Origin of the sequence: Shimia sp. NS0008-38b (assembly GCF_040370365.1) — a bacterium.
In the GTDB taxonomy this organism is placed as follows: domain Bacteria; phylum Pseudomonadota; class Alphaproteobacteria; order Rhodobacterales; family Rhodobacteraceae; genus Shimia.
The window spans coordinates 57577-72086 of the sequence record NZ_BAABWQ010000003.1 but is presented as its reverse complement, the minus strand read 5'-3'; the positions used below and the strand labels follow the sequence as shown (position 1 = coordinate 72086).

Genomic DNA, 14510 nt, shown 5'->3' with positions numbered 1-14510 from the left:
ACATGATTCAGGCTGATCTGAATATCATCCTCCCGGAAATCCTTCTGGCGCTCTTTGCCATGTTGGCACTGGTGGCGGTGGTCTATACCGGCAAAGACAAACTGGCGACGCCCCTCACGTGGTTGACCGCTGGTGTGTTTGTTCTCTTCGCGGTGTGGATTGGTGCAACCGGCAGTGGCGAAAATGTTGGCTTTAACGGCATGTTCCACGACGATGCGTTCTCCCGGTTCGCCAAGGTGGCGATGCTTCTATCCGGCGCAGCAGTGCTTGTCATGGGGCAGGACTACATGTCGCGCCGAGGCATGCTGCGTTTTGAGTACCCGGTGTTGGTGACATTGGCGATGGTCGGGATGATGACCATGGTCTCCGCAGGAGATCTGATCGCGCTCTATATGGGGCTGGAGCTGCAGTCTTTGTCACTTTACGTCGTCGCCTCACTGCGGCGGGATGGCATCAAGTCCACTGAAGCCGGGATGAAATACTTCCTGCTTGGCGCACTGTCTTCTGGTTTGCTTCTCTATGGTTCTTCGCTTGTGTATGGCTTTGCAGGCACAACGCAGTTCTCTGGCATCATTGAGGCCGTTGGCCACGGCCACGCGCCGCTGGGCTTGCTGTTTGGTCTGACCTTTGTCTTGTCCGGTTTGGCGTTCAAAGTGTCCGCTGTCCCGTTCCACATGTGGACGCCTGATGTCTACGAAGGTGCGCCAACCCCGATCACCGCGTTCTTTGCGACGGCTCCAAAACTCGCCGCAATGGGGCTGTTTGCCCGCGTGCTGTTTGACGCCTTTGGTGGTGTGGTTGCCGATTGGCAGCAGATCATCGCGCTCTTGTCGGTGCTGTCGATGTTTCTGGGCGCTGTGGCCGCGATTGGTCAAACCAACATCAAACGTCTGATGGCCTACTCTTCGATTGCCCACATGGGCTATGCGCTGATGGGGTTGGCCGCCGGGACAGCGTTGGGCGTCGAAGCCATGTTGGTCTACATGGCCATCTACGTCACAATGAATGTCGGCACCTTTGCCTTTATCCTATCGATGGAAAAAGATGGTCAGCCGGTGACCAATATCGCATCGCTCAACATGTATTCCAAACGCGCGCCCGGGCGCGCCTTGGCGATGCTGTTTTTGCTGTTTTCACTCGCTGGCGTGCCTCCGTTCTTGGGTTTCTTTGGGAAACTCTACGTGTTGCGTGCCGCCTTTGAGGCGGGTTTGGCATGGCTGGCCATTGCTGGGGTTGTGGCTTCCGTAATTGGTGCGTTCTATTACCTTCGCATTGTATACTTCATGTACTTTGGTGAAGAGAATGATGGCTTGGATGCCCCACGCTCCTCTGTCCAGCACGTGATGTTGATGGTCAGTGCCGCCATTATGCTGTTGGGAGTTGTAAACTTCTTTGGTGTCGACACAGCTGCGCAAGTCGCAGCGGCCGCACTGACGGGACATTGAGGCAGCCTTGCCACTAGTTTATCAATGGCGCGCCCCAAGGGGCGCGTTGTTGTTTCTGAATCAGCCTTCGGTGACAGGTGCCTTTTTGACCAGTAAAAAGACGACAAGACTATGATCAAGTGGCCCGAAGGATACGGCCGCCGCATTTTGGCGGAAGTGGACAGCACCAATGCGGAAGCTGCGCGCATTGCACCCGAGCTGGCAGGTCCCGAATGGATCTTAGGATTGCGCCAAACGCAGGGCCGTGGACGGCGCGGTCGGGCGTGGGTCGATCCGCTCGGAAACTTTGCCGCCACACTGGTGATGCGGCCAACCGAAAGCCCGGATCAGGTCGCTTTGAGATCTTTTGTGACATCGCTGGCGCTTTACGATGCCTTTGGCACGGTCACCGGGCGCAATGATGGGCTTTCACTTAAGTGGCCCAACGATGTTCTGTTGAACGGGGGCAAGGTGGCCGGGATTCTGTTAGAAAGCGCTGGTATGGTCGGTGGTGTGGTGAGCCACATCGCAATTGGCATAGGGGTCAACCTTGCCCATGCACCCGACGCTGCGGTCGTTGAAAAACACGCAACGCGGCCTGTTTCGCTTTTGTCTGAGACCGGTGCACTTGTGCAGCCGGAAGAGTTTTTGGAGGCTTTGGCCTCCGCCTACGCGCGTTGGGAAAGCCAATTTGTCACCTATGGATTTGCGCCAATCCGGAGTGCTTGGATGTCCCGCGCTGCTCGGATTGGAGAGGTCATTACAGCACGCACAACCCGTGACGAAACGACCGGAACCTTTGAAACGGTGGACAGCAAGGGCAATCTGGTGTTGAAGACCGCGAAGGGCCGCGTGGCTATCCCCGCAGCTGACATCTTTTTCTGATCCGCATGAAGGGGAAACTGTGCCATGCTTCTGGCCATTGACTGCGGCAACACCAACACCGTGTTCTCGATTTGGGATGGAGAGAAATTTCTCTGCACCCTACGGACGTCCACACACCATGCGCGCACGGCGGACGCCTATTTCACGTGGTACTCCACCTTGATCAATCACTATGGGATCAATGCTGATATCACCGATGTGATCATCTCTACGACGGTGCCCCGTGTGGTGTTCAACCTGCGAGTATTTGCGGATCGGTTCTTCAATTGCCGTCCACTTGTAGTGGGTAAACCTGAGTGTAAATTGCCCGTAACCCCACGTGTGGATGAGGGCACTCAACCGGGCCCTGATCGCTTGGCCAACGCCGTTGCCGCCTTTGATAGGCATGGCGGCAATGTGGTTGTTGTCGATTTTGGCACAGCGACAAACTTTGATGTGGTGGCCGGGGATGGCGCCTATGTAGGCGGCGTGATTGCCCCGGGTGTGAATCTCAGCCTCGAGGCGCTGCACGCAGGTGCGGCCGCCCTTCCACATGTGGACATCAGCCAACCCGAAAAGGTGATTGGCACAAACACAGTTGGTTGTATTCAGTCTGGTGTGTTTTGGGGCTATACGGGTTTGATCGAAGGTATCATCGCTCGGATCAAGTCAGAATACGGCGCCCCGATGAAAGTGGTGGGGACGGGCGGGCTTGCGCCGCTTTTTGAACAGGGCGATCACCTGTTTGACACCATCGAAGACGATTTGACGATGCACGGGTTGACCGTGATCCATGATTACAACAAGGAGCAGGGCGCATGAGCGACCGCTTAATTTATCTGCCTTTGGGCGGATCTGGTGAAATTGGCATGAACGCTTATGTCTATGGCTTCGGGCCTAAAGACAAAGAGCGGCTCATTCTCGTGGACATTGGGGTGGCGTTTTCCGATATGGAAACCAGCCCGGGTGTAGACTTGATCTTTGCCGATATCCGCTGGCTTGAAGAGAACAAAAACCGGCTTGAGGCTGTGTTTATCACGCACGGGCACGAAGACCACGTTGGGGCTGTTGGACACTACTGGGAGCGTCTTGGCGTGCCGGTGTATGCGCGCACGTTCACGGCCAACCTCGCGCGCCACAAAATGGCGGACCGTGGTCAGCCAGAAGAAATGGTCCGCACGGTTGCGGCCTGGCCGGTGGTAACTGAGGCTGGACCGTTCAAAGTGAGCTTTCTCCCGGTCAGCCACTCCATCCCGGAAAGCGCAGCATTGGTGATCGACAGCACAGCTGGTCGCGTGATCCACTCTGGTGACTTTAAACTGGATGAAACCCCGTTGGTGGGTGAAGCTTTTGACCCGGCCCTCTGGGCCGATGTGTCCAAGGACGGCGTCAAAGCTCTGATCTGTGACAGCACCAATGTGTTCTCACCACATGCCGGCCGCTCTGAGGCCTCTGTAGGCCCAGAGATCGAAGGCTTGGTTGCTGCTGCCCCAAATATGGTGGTGGCGACGACGTTTGCCTCCAACGTGGCTCGTGTGAAAACACTTGCCGAAGCAGGCGCGCGGGCTGGGCGGTCTATCTGCCTGATGGGCCGTGCCATGCGCCGCATGATCGAGGCTGGGATCGAAACCGGCGTGCTGACAGATTTCCCCAAAGTGGTGAGTCCTGAGGACGCCGCAAACATTCCGCGTGAAAACCTGATGCTGCTTGTGACCGGGTCACAGGGCGAACGTCGCGCGGCCAGCGCACAGCTTGCACGTGGCAAGTACAACGGCATCACCATGAAAGAGGGCGACCTCTTTCTGTTCAGCTCTAAAACCATTCCAGGCAACGAAAAAGGTGTGATCCGCATCATCAACCAATTCTCCGAAATGGGGGTGGATGTGGTGGATGACAGCACTGGGAAATACCACGTGTCTGGTCATGCCAACCGCCCGGACCTTCTGCGCCTGCACGAAATTGTGGATCCGACGATGGTGATCCCCAACCACGGCGAGCACCGCCATCTGCGCGAACACGCCAAACTCGCCAAAGAGGCGGGGCGGGCGTCCATCGTTGCGGTCAACGGGACCATGCTGGATCTGAGCGGCGATCAGCCCGCTGTTGCGGAGTATGTGGAAACCGGGCGCACTTACCTTGATGGCAACAGCCAAATCGGTGCAATGGATGGCATCGTGCGCGATCGCATTCGTATGGCCTTGAACGGGCATGTCATTGTGACCGTTTTGTTGGACGAGGATGACGAGCCATTGGGCGAAGCATGGTGCGAGTTGATGGGATTGCCGGAAATGGGCCGCTCACAAGCGCCTTTGGTGGATGTCCTTGAAGCGGATGTCACACAGTTCCTTGGCCGTGCCAAAGAAAAGACACTGCGCGATGACGATAAAATCGAAGGCGACATTCGCCGCATTGTGCGCAATGGCGCGCGAGATGAGATTGGCAAAAAGCCCGAGGTCACCGTGATTGTGAGCCGCCTAAGCTAAGCGGCAACACCAAACCCACACAACGAAGAAAGGGCCCCAGCGGGGCCCTTTATGTTTTTGACGCTGACCAGCATCCCTTATTGGCTGCGGCGCTCGTCAAAGCTCATTGCGATAAAGCCGGGCATGTGATCGCCCATGCCAACAACTTTGTTGTCGTCACGACGGTCGTACCGACCCCGGCCACCACGTCCCCGTGAAGATTTAGAATGGCTATCCTCACGCGCACGCGTGTCTTCCTTGGGTTGGCGAGATTGCGGCTTGGGTTGCGCTGCCTCAACTTTAGGTTCAGCAGGTTTTGCTTCTACCTTTGGCGTGTCTTGCTTTGGAGTGCGCGGCTTGCGTGGCGCGGATTTTACAGGGTTCTCAAGGCGTGTGATCTCTTTTTGGATCAACGCTTCAACCGCATCAAATTGTTTTTCATCGCGAGGTGTGCAGATCGTGACTGCTTTGCCTTCGCGTCCTGCGCGACCAGTCCGGCCAATGCGGTGCACATAATCTTCGGGATGTCCGGGAACATCAAAGTTATAAACGTGACTCACACTTGGCACATCCAACCCGCGCGCAGCCACATCCGAGGCCACCAAAATACGCAGCTCGCCATTGCGAAACGAGTCAAGCGTCTTGGTGCGTTGAGATTGATCCAGGTCACCGTGGATTGGCGCCGCGTCATAGCCGTATTTCTTCAGCGATTTTGCGGTGATATCCACATCGGTCTTACGGTTGCAGAAGATGATTGCATTGGTGCACTTGTCACCTTCGCCATCAATCAACGCACGCAGTACTTTGCGTTTCTCGCTGCCTTCACGATCACGGCGTGAGGCTTTGAACATGACGACGCCTTGCTCAATTGTCTCACTTGCAGTGGCCTGACGCGCAACTTCGACACGCTCAGGGTTGGACAGGAACGTATTGGTGATGCGCTCAATCTCTGGTGCCATAGTGGCCGAGAAGAACAACGTTTGACGTGTAAATGGCGTCATGCCGAAGATACGTTCGATATCAGGAATGAACCCCATATCCAGCATCCGGTCGGCTTCGTCGACAACCATGACTTTCACGTCGGACAGGATCAGTTTGCCTCGCTCGAAATGGTCGAGCAGACGGCCTGGTGTCGCGATCAGAACATCGACGCCTTTGTCGATGATCGTTTCCTGTTCCTTAAAGCTCACGCCCCCGATCAAAAGGGCTTTGGTCAGCTTCAGGTGTTTGGAGTATGTGTCAAAGTTTTCGGCGACTTGGGCTGCCAGTTCCCGCGTGGGGCACAGCACAAGACTGCGCGGCATGCGCGCGCGCGCGCGACCACGGGCCAGCAACGAGAGCATTGGTAAGGTGAAGCTTGCAGTCTTTCCGGTCCCGGTTTGCGCGATGCCCAAAACATCGCGGCCTTCCAGAGCCGAAGGAATCGCTCCCGCCTGAATAGGGGTGGGCGTTTCATATCCCGCTTCGCTGATTGCTTTCAGCACCTTCGGGTTAAGGTTCAAGTCAGAGAATTTTGTCATATGTATCCGTGATTTACGGACGCATCTTGGCCCGCAGCGGCTTGACAGATCAGGCCCGTATGGCCCCGCAACACATGGCGTAAATGATCCTCGTGGCCTTCTATAGCACCAAGGGCGTCAGGTCAACGAAACCAACACGTTGCCAAGTGTTTGACGACTGACTGGAAACATTTGCTCAAAAGTCGCTGAAGTGTTTCCGTCGGATCTCAGCCAAATGCAGTGCGTGCTGTTGAAGTAACCCATAGGTGGCAAGTTTGCGGCGCAGATCTTCGGAGGCCACGCAGACCTCCTCGTAAAACTGCCGCAATCCGTCCGGCTCTTGCGACAACTGGTCAAACAGCGCGTGCAAAGTCATCCCTCCTTTTGCCTCCGGCAGTGCTGATCCCAGTTCCGCGCGATATGAGCCTTTCCTGTGGCGGTATCCAAAACTCTTGCGCCAATGCTCCCACCCAAGTGTGTGTTGGTGCAACAAAGACATGCCTCTTAGCTCCACCTGGCCCGGGTTTTCATGTTCACCCCGAAAGGCATTGTGGATTTTGATCTGCAAATCTGACTGTCCGGTACGGATAAAGATTTTCCCGGCCACATGGCTGAGAAATCCACCTCTTAGATGCGCACCGAAGGTTGGGTAGACCTCTGACACAACCTGTCGACGCGTTGCCTTGTCGGCAATGTGAGATTTGTAGAACAGAGTTTCTGTAGTGCCGTCTTCATTGGCCAAGGCTTCTGCGGGACGCACACGGGCCACCACACAACTATCCGGCAGATTTGCCAGATGATCGGTCACAGCAGAGTCTGGCGACATGAGAAATTCATCAACATCGATGTGCAGCAGCCAATCCACGTCACGCGCCCTTGCATATGCGTGTTCCACGTTATGCGATTGCCGTATTTGGTGTTTGAAAGGCCGTTTGCCGCGCGCCTTGATCCAAAAATTCTCGCCGGTGCTGATGGGCGTCACTTGGGGGTGCGCTTTCAGCAACACTTTGGCTTCCGGGGCAGGCGCATCCAGATAGATCCAGATATGCTTTGCACCTTGTTCAAGGTGGTAGGCGACAAAGTTGAGTATGTCTTCTGAGGGAGCCTTTATGGTGGCCACGACTCCCCATGTTGGTGAGTCTGCTGTCATTTGCGGGCCTGTTGTCGTTCCTTTTTCGCACGCATTTGCGCCAGACGTCGGAACACGCCGCCGTCTTCAGAGATCAGCTCTTGCAACAGATGTTCTGCCAACGGTGCAATCACTGGGTCGGTTTGCGACAACTCCCAAACTGGTGTGATGACGTTGATGTCCAAACCGCCATGCATCAGAGAGAACGGCTCCATATCCAGAGGCAAGCGCGCTCTTGCACGTTTGCCAAAGCCAAACTCCTTGGCAGGGGGCAGGCCGCTGAAGCTGCGCTCAAACTCATAGAGCTTCATCATGCCAAACAGCATGCGGAGCCCTTGACCCGCCTCACGCTGCGCGGGGGACGCGCCATGATCGGCGAAAGTCTGCACTGAGCTCACCAACCAGCGCAGGTTCAACTCTTGCAGCAAATGGGCAGACTCCTCAGTCCAAATTCTTAGAAAAAGTGCAGGGGTTTGTTGTGGAAAGCTGCGTTTTCGAAGGTTGGAGATCAGCTGGGCGTTCAAGAACGCAAGCTCGCTCATGTCGATGAATTCTTCGGCAATCTGACGACGTTTGCGCGCCCAATTTGTATTTGGGTCTGCAGGTCCTTTTTCGGCCGCCCGTACCGGCACAATCGCCCTTCTCAGAGCTGCCAAATTGACGTCAAGCGGCGGGAGGTCTTCGGGGCCAAAGTCAAACGGGTCTCGTCGCCCGTCATAGCGCTCCATCATATAGGCAAAGCCGCCCGGATAGGTAAGGGTGTTGTCGGTCATAGGGCGATGTTTGCACGGGGTCAGCCCCCGTGCAATCGCAGACTTGCTTAGACCATCATTTCCTTGGTCGCGGTCAGGGTGACGTCTGGATAATCGCGCGCAACACGGTCGATGTCCCACTGTAAACGAGTCAGGAAAACCACATCGCCGTCGTGGTCATAGCTGATGTGCTGTTTGTTCATATCCGCAAACTTTTCAACCGCTTGCCGCTCGCCATTGACCCAGCGGGCTGAGGTAAATTGGCTCTGATCAAATCGCACGGGAAGACCGTATTCCATCTCGATCCGGCTCGCGAGCACCTCAAACTGAAGCTGGCCAACCACGCCAACGATAAAGCCGGCACCAATCATTGGTTTGAACACTTTCGCGGCGCCTTCTTCGGCAAACTGCATCAGCGCTTTTTCGAGGTGTTTGGCTTTCATGGGGTCACCGGCACGGATGCCTTGCAACAGTTCCGGCGCAAAGCTCGGAATGCCTGAAACCCGCAACGCTTCGCCTTCGGTCAGCGTGTCCCCGATGCGCAGTTGTCCGTGGTTTGGAATACCAATGATATCACCTGCCCAAGCCTCTTCCGCCAGCTCGCGGTCGGACGCTAGAAACAACACCGGATTGGAAATTGCCATCGGTTTTTTGGTGCGCACATGAGTCAACTTCATGCCACGTTTGAAGTGCCCGGAGGCCATGCGCACAAACGCCACGCGGTCACGGTGTTTTGGGTCCATGTTCGCTTGAACTTTGAAGACAAACCCTGCGACTTTGGTTTCTTCGGGCGCAATTTTGCGCGGTTGCGCAGTTTGTATTTGGGGCTCTGGCCCATAAGTGCCGATGCCGTCCATCAATTCTTTGACGCCAAAGGAGTTGATCGCAGAGCCAAACCAGATCGGCGTCATGTGCCCTTCCAGCACCGCCTGCGGATCAAGCGTTGGCAACAGCTCTTTGGCCATTTCAACTTCTTCACGAAGCTGATCAAGCAGATGTTCAGGGACAAGTTCGGCCAGCTTTGGATCATCCAAGCTGTCGATCTGAACGGTTTCCGCGACCACATTCCTGTCCGCGCGATCCATCAGTTCAAGCCGGTCGTTGAGCATGTCATAACAGCCCATGAACTCCCGCCCGACACCAATTGGCCAACTGGCTGGAGTTACATCAATGGCGAGATTTTCCTGAATTTCGTCAATGATATCAAACGTATCCCGGCTTTCCCGGTCCATCTTGTTACAAAACGTCAGGATCGGGAGATCACGCAGGCGGCAGACTTCAAAGAGTTTTTGAGTTTGGCTTTCAACACCTTTGGCACCATCCACCACCATCACCGCCGCGTCCACAGCAGTCAAAGTGCGATAGGTGTCTTCGGAAAAGTCGCTGTGGCCAGGTGTGTCCACAAGGTTGAAGCGAAACTTGCCAAAATCAAACGACATCGCCGAAGCGGAGACGGAAATCCCGCGGTCCTTTTCCATTTGCATGAAGTCAGATCGCGTCCGGCGCGCCTCACCTTTCGCACGCACCTGACCCGCCATCTGAATCGCACCACCATACAGGAGGAACTTTTCCGTCAGCGTGGTCTTGCCCGCATCCGGGTGCGAGATGATCGCAAAGGTGCGACGGCGCGCAATCTCTGGCGGCAATTCGGGGCGGTTTGTCTGCGTGTCCAACATGGTCGCGCGTATAGGTCGCGCCGGGCAAATTCGCAAGGAAAAGCCGTTCAGTGACCTGCTGCGCTCATTTTGACGAGGCGCGTTTCAACAGCTCCACGGCATCGGGACGGTCCAGCAGGCTTTTGTGCACTTCCAAGTGGGCATGTGCGCTTGCGCGCAACGAATTGGAACCCCGTTGGCGAATACGCTCCGTGACTTCTGCGGGAACGGCGGCACTGGTACGGGTGTCCATCTGCATGGTTTCCGCCGAAATGCCTTCGGCAAAGATGATCTGATGGCTGTCAAACATGATCTGATAGTAGTCCACAAAACCACCCTCGGATGCATAGACCGTGGCACCATTTACCAGATGGCGGGCCTTTATAAGCAATTCGCTGCGGCCCACGCCAATATGATCTTGGCGCTGATACACAAACAGGCGGTGATCAGGGCTCACACGCAGATCACCCGTGTTGTTCAGCGTACCGGCGGAGATCACAATTGGGGCAAACTCGCCACTGGCCCGTTGCACAGAATGGCCAATCCACCGGACTTGCTGGGGGCCGTCATCTCGGGTCAGCACCCGATCGCCGACTTCCAGATCTTCGACCTTTTTTTGCTCACCGGTTGCCATGGTGATCCGTGTGCCGCCAGTGAAACTCACGCAAGCAAGTTGGGCCAGGCGCGTGGTGGCAGCACCGCGGTCAATACCAACCAACGCATAATCTGATTTGGGTGTCAGCGGCGCCAAAGGCGCGCCGTAGACTTGTACAACACCGCCCTCATCGTCGACCTCAACCAACACCAGCACCTCAATGGTTTCTCCGCTGGGCGGCATGATGGTGGCTATGCAATCCAAGAACACGCGTGCGCCTTCGTGACCGACGCTGTATTGGCTCGCGATAAAATGCTGTCCTTCGCTGTCCGTCCGCAACGCGAGGCTTTTCTCCTCTGCGTCTGCAACCAGCGTATAGATGTCATCTGGCACCAGCTCTTCTGCAAAGGAAAGCGGATCACCCAAATTTGCTCCGTCGGTCACCGTCAACGCCTCGGCCACATAAACTGGCAGATGCTGAAAGGGGAGGGCAGAGTCTGGGGCTTGAGACACCATATTCAACTTTCTAATTCCGTACTGCTCTTTTTATCGATCTTATCCATCGCACGCAAATGTGGCAGCACAATGCCTTCAGGTCGGCATTATGCTGGCGTCTCGAAAGGTTTGGGTATTTCTTACGCCCATGACAATTGGGAGAATCGCATGGAATTGGGAATCAAAGGTAAACGCGCGCTGGTGTGCGCTTCATCCAAAGGTTTGGGACTTGGCTGCGCACGTGCGTTGGCCGCTGAGGGCGTTGATCTGATCATGAACGCGCGGGGTGCAGATGCACTCGAAGCTGCCGCCGCAGAGGTCCGAGCAGAGTTTGGCGTGAAAGTTGATGCGATTGCCTGCGATGTCAGCACACCGGAAGGGCAGACCAAACTCATAGCTGCCGCCAAGAATGTCGACATTCTGGTAAACAACGCAGGTGGCCCCCCTCCGGGCATGTGGACTGATTGGGATCGCGACGATTTTATCTCCGCGCTTGACGCCAACATGCTTGCACCCATTGCGCTGATCAAAGCACTGGTGCCGGGCATGATGGATCGCGGTTGGGGGCGTGTTGTCAACATCACCTCCGTGTCCGTGAAATCCCCCATCCCCGTGCTTGGCTTGTCCAACGCGGCGCGCGCAGGCCTGACAGGCTACGTCGCAGGCACCTCACGTCAGGTTGCCGGATCGGGCGTCACCATCAACAACCTGCTGCCGGGCATTCATGCCACCGACCGCGCGGTTGCTTTGGACACTGCGGTGACCCAACAGCAGGGGATCAGCATGGAAGAAGCTCAGGCCCAACGAGCCGCAACGATTCCCGCAGGGCGCTACGGCACCCCCGAAGAATTCGGCGCAACCTGTGCGTTCCTTTGTTCGCATCACGCAGGATTTATCGTCGGCCAGAATGTTCTGCTGGACGGCGGAAGCTTTGCGTCGGCAATGTGATCGGACGTAGTTAAAACATGGCGCGAGGTGTGGGTGTGTCCCAGGGATTTTCTCTTAAAGATCAGATTTTTAACTCAGACAGTATGCGTGAACTTGCGTCTGAATTTGAGGCCGGGTTGCCGGGATTTGACGCCAATGACTTCCATAAAGAGGTGGTCTCTGGCTTGCAGGGACGTGAGTTCATGGAGCGGCTGGACTGGATCGCGGACTGTGTTGAGAAACGCCTTGCGCCTGACTTTCCGAAGATGGCTGATCAGTTGGAGGCCGCCATGCCGCCAGCGCTTGATCCCACGCTCAACGATGACGACTTTGGCCGCTTCATCCATGCAGTTCCGGGTATCCTGGCTGCCCGTCATGGGCTGGAAGATCACAGAGACCGGGCGTTGAACTTGCTTGAGGAAGCCACCAAGCGGTTCTCAATGGAGTTCTACATCCGCCCGTTTATCAACCGCTGGCCTGACGCCACCTTTGAGCGCCTGCATGATTGGGCGGCGCATGAAAACTACCATGTGCGCCGTTTGGTCAGCGAGGGCACGCGCCCCAGACTGCCTTGGGCCAAAAACATCACCATTGACCCACTCGCCCCGCTTCCGTTGTTGCAGAAGCTGCACGCCGATCCAACGCGCTATGTGACGCGCTCGGTTGCAAATCATCTCAACGACATTTCCAAGATTTCCACAGATACGGTGGTTGCGCAGCTTTCGGGCTGGAAAGAGGAAGGCAAACAACGCGTCAAAGAGCTCGATTGGATGACCCGTCACGCGCTGCGTACGGCTGTGAAGGCTGGGGATGTTGGCGCTCTTGAGATGCTGGGGTTCCACGCAGATGCCCCCATCTCGGTTCAGTCGCTCTCTGTCGGTGGCAAATCTATAGCTATCGGCGAAGCGTTGATGGTGGAAACCACCCTGTCAAACACGGGCAAAACAGCCGCCCCGGTGATGGTGGATTATGTCCTGACGTTTCACCGTCCCAATGGCCGCAGCGGCCAAAAGGTGTTCAAACTCAAGCAGGGCAAAGTGCCCGCAAACGGAACGCTCCTGCTTTCCAAAAAACACCCACTCAAAGGCAATGCCAGCACCTTTAAACTCCATCCCGGCCCGCATAATTTGGCGCTGCAAGTGAACGGAAAAATTGTCCAAGACATCCCCTTTGACCTGACAGAATCTAAGTAGCGACCTGACACTGCATCACGTTTGTGTGGGTGGCGTGGCGTGTGGGCGCCGCGGCTGATAGGCGACCCAAGCCACGTTTAGGGACCGACTATGCAGACTTTCGCCATCACCGCTACTTTTGCCACCATCATTGTGTTTAGCCTGTTCGTCGCGCCACGACGCGCAACACTTTCAGGCTTCTTTGGCGGCCACTCAGAAACAGGCGCCGCGCCCTCACAATGGACCTTGGTGCTGTCTCAAGTGACCACTTGGATCTTTGCGCGCTCGCTCATGAACGCTGCGATCCTTGGGTTCTACTATGGTATTGCGGGCACCTTGGCTTATGCGGCCTATTACGCATCCTTCCTGACCGGCGGCTACATTGTGGATCGCATGCGTGCCCAAGGCGCCGGGTCCGTGCAAGACTGGCTGTCGCAGCGCTTTGGCGCGACTGGCACCACCGCTTATAACGTTGTGATCGCATTGCGCCTTCTCTCTGAAGTGTTTGCCAATTTGTTGGTGGTTGGCCTGATCTTTTCCGCAGCTCTGCCAGATATCGCCAACGCGGGCACCCTTGCCATAATAGGTGTCGGGCTGCTGGCGTTGGGCTACTCTGCATGGGGTGGGCTCTCAGCAGCCCTGCGCACCGACGTGGTGCAGATGGTGTTCTTTTTGGTGATTTTTGGCCTCGCGTTTGGCGCGCTTGTGGTGCGTCCTGAGTTTGAGCTTGGTGCCGTGCTTACTGCGCCGGGGGCTTCTGGCCCCCACAATGGCTGGGTGCTTTTGTTGGTGGCTGCGTTACAAGTGTTTTCCTACCCGGCGCACGACCCGGTTATGATGGATCGCGGCTTTCTGGCCGACCGCGCGACCACCCGTAAAAGCTTCTTTCATGCATTTTGGCTCTCCACGCTGTGTATCCTTGCCTTTGGGGTTTTCGGCATCCAAGCCTCTCTTGAAGGCGCGGCCTACGAAGGCCAGCTGATCGGCACGTGGTCCACGATGTTCCCCAGCTGGGTTTTCACACTGCTTGTGGTTTCGTTGCTTGTTTCTGCCCTCTCCACACTGGATTCCGCTTTCAGCTCCGCCGCGCGATTGGTGGTCGAAGAGCTCAAGCTGGCGCCCCGCACTTTGGCGGGGGGCCGCGTTACAATGGTGGGATTTGCGCTTGCCGGTGGAGCGCTCACCCTATGGGGCAACCAGACTTTATTTGATGCGGTGGCGGTGTCGGGCACAGCTTCAATGTTTCTGACGCCGGTCTTGATTGCTGGGCTCATCGGCCATCGCACTGTGCCGCTCTGGAGCTACATGGTCAGCTTTGTTGCGGCCATCTTAGGGGCCGCAACCTATATGTTCCGCGACACTGTGGGCGTGTCAGCACTTCTGTATGATGGGCACAAATACGAACAGCTTTTGCAAATCTGCTTGCTCGTTCTAATGATCGGTTTTGCCGCAGTGTCCTCTGGCAGCCGCAGGGTTGATGCGCGGGTAGGGGGCTGATACATCTTCGCGAAACCCGATGGAAACTCTCGGGATCGC

At 56.2% G+C, this 14510-nt stretch carries 12 protein-coding genes; 7 read left to right on the top strand and 5 right to left on the bottom strand.

Annotated features, from left to right (window positions below):
- Positions 1-2 precede the first annotated feature (2 nt).
- The 4 genes from nuoN (at position 3) to ABWV47_RS12315 (ending at position 4771) form a co-directional block, all read left to right on the top strand.
- Positions 3-1445: an NADH-quinone oxidoreductase subunit NuoN gene (gene nuoN, locus ABWV47_RS12330; protein ID WP_353312238.1), complete on the top strand. Its 1443-nt coding sequence runs from the start codon at positions 3-5 to the stop codon at positions 1443-1445.
- A 111-nt stretch (positions 1446-1556) separates the two neighbouring features.
- Positions 1557-2309 (top strand): biotin--[acetyl-CoA-carboxylase] ligase, encoded by a 753-nt coding sequence (locus ABWV47_RS12325; protein ID WP_353312236.1) that lies wholly within the window; start codon positions 1557-1559, stop codon positions 2307-2309.
- A gap of 24 nt (positions 2310-2333) precedes the next feature.
- A complete protein-coding gene (locus ABWV47_RS12320; protein WP_353312234.1) occupies positions 2334-3110 on the top strand; it encodes a type III pantothenate kinase in 777 nt (258 codons plus the stop codon).
- The gene (locus tag ABWV47_RS12315; RefSeq protein WP_353312232.1) at positions 3107-4771 is read left to right on the top strand and encodes a ribonuclease J; all 1665 of its coding nucleotides are present in this window, start codon (positions 3107-3109) and stop codon (positions 4769-4771) included. Before ABWV47_RS12320 ends, ABWV47_RS12315 begins: the two co-directional genes overlap by 4 nt.
- 77 nt (positions 4772-4848) lie before the next feature.
- On the opposite strand, the gene ABWV47_RS12310 is transcribed toward ABWV47_RS12315, so the two are convergent.
- From ABWV47_RS12310 to ABWV47_RS12290, 5 genes are all read right to left on the bottom strand, one after another.
- Entirely contained in the window at positions 4849-6270 is a 1422-nt protein-coding gene (locus ABWV47_RS12310) for a DEAD/DEAH box helicase (RefSeq protein WP_353312230.1), read from the bottom strand.
- Positions 6271-6445: 175 nt separating this feature from the next.
- Entirely contained in the window at positions 6446-7399 is a 954-nt protein-coding gene (locus ABWV47_RS12305) for a glycosyltransferase family 2 protein (RefSeq protein WP_353312228.1), read from the bottom strand.
- On the bottom strand, positions 7396-8151 hold the full coding sequence (locus tag ABWV47_RS12300; protein WP_353312226.1) for a hypothetical protein: 756 nt from the start codon (positions 8149-8151) through the stop codon (positions 7396-7398). Before ABWV47_RS12300 ends, ABWV47_RS12305 begins: the two co-directional genes overlap by 4 nt.
- 47 nt (positions 8152-8198) lie before the next feature.
- Positions 8199-9806 carry a peptide chain release factor 3 gene (locus ABWV47_RS12295; protein WP_353312224.1) on the bottom strand — a complete coding sequence of 536 codons (1608 nt, stop codon included), beginning with the start codon at positions 9804-9806 and terminating at the stop codon, positions 8199-8201.
- A 64-nt stretch (positions 9807-9870) separates the two neighbouring features.
- On the bottom strand, positions 9871-10896 hold the full coding sequence (locus tag ABWV47_RS12290; RefSeq protein ID WP_353312222.1) for a Hint domain-containing protein: 1026 nt from the start codon (positions 10894-10896) through the stop codon (positions 9871-9873).
- A 147-nt stretch (positions 10897-11043) separates the two neighbouring features.
- Between ABWV47_RS12290 and ABWV47_RS12285 the strand changes: the two genes are divergently transcribed.
- From ABWV47_RS12285 to ABWV47_RS12275, 3 genes are all read left to right on the top strand, one after another.
- Positions 11044-11823, top strand: a complete 780-nt coding sequence (locus tag ABWV47_RS12285; RefSeq protein WP_353312220.1) for an SDR family oxidoreductase — start codon at positions 11044-11046, stop codon at positions 11821-11823.
- An 83-nt stretch (positions 11824-11906) separates the two neighbouring features.
- Positions 11907-12995: a YhaZ family DNA alkylation repair protein gene (locus ABWV47_RS12280; RefSeq protein WP_353312218.1), complete on the top strand. Its 1089-nt coding sequence runs from the start codon at positions 11907-11909 to the stop codon at positions 12993-12995.
- A 90-nt stretch (positions 12996-13085) separates the two neighbouring features.
- Positions 13086-14471 carry a sodium:proline symporter gene (locus ABWV47_RS12275; protein WP_353312216.1) on the top strand — a complete coding sequence of 462 codons (1386 nt, stop codon included), beginning with the start codon at positions 13086-13088 and terminating at the stop codon, positions 14469-14471.
- Positions 14472-14510 lie beyond the last annotated feature (39 nt).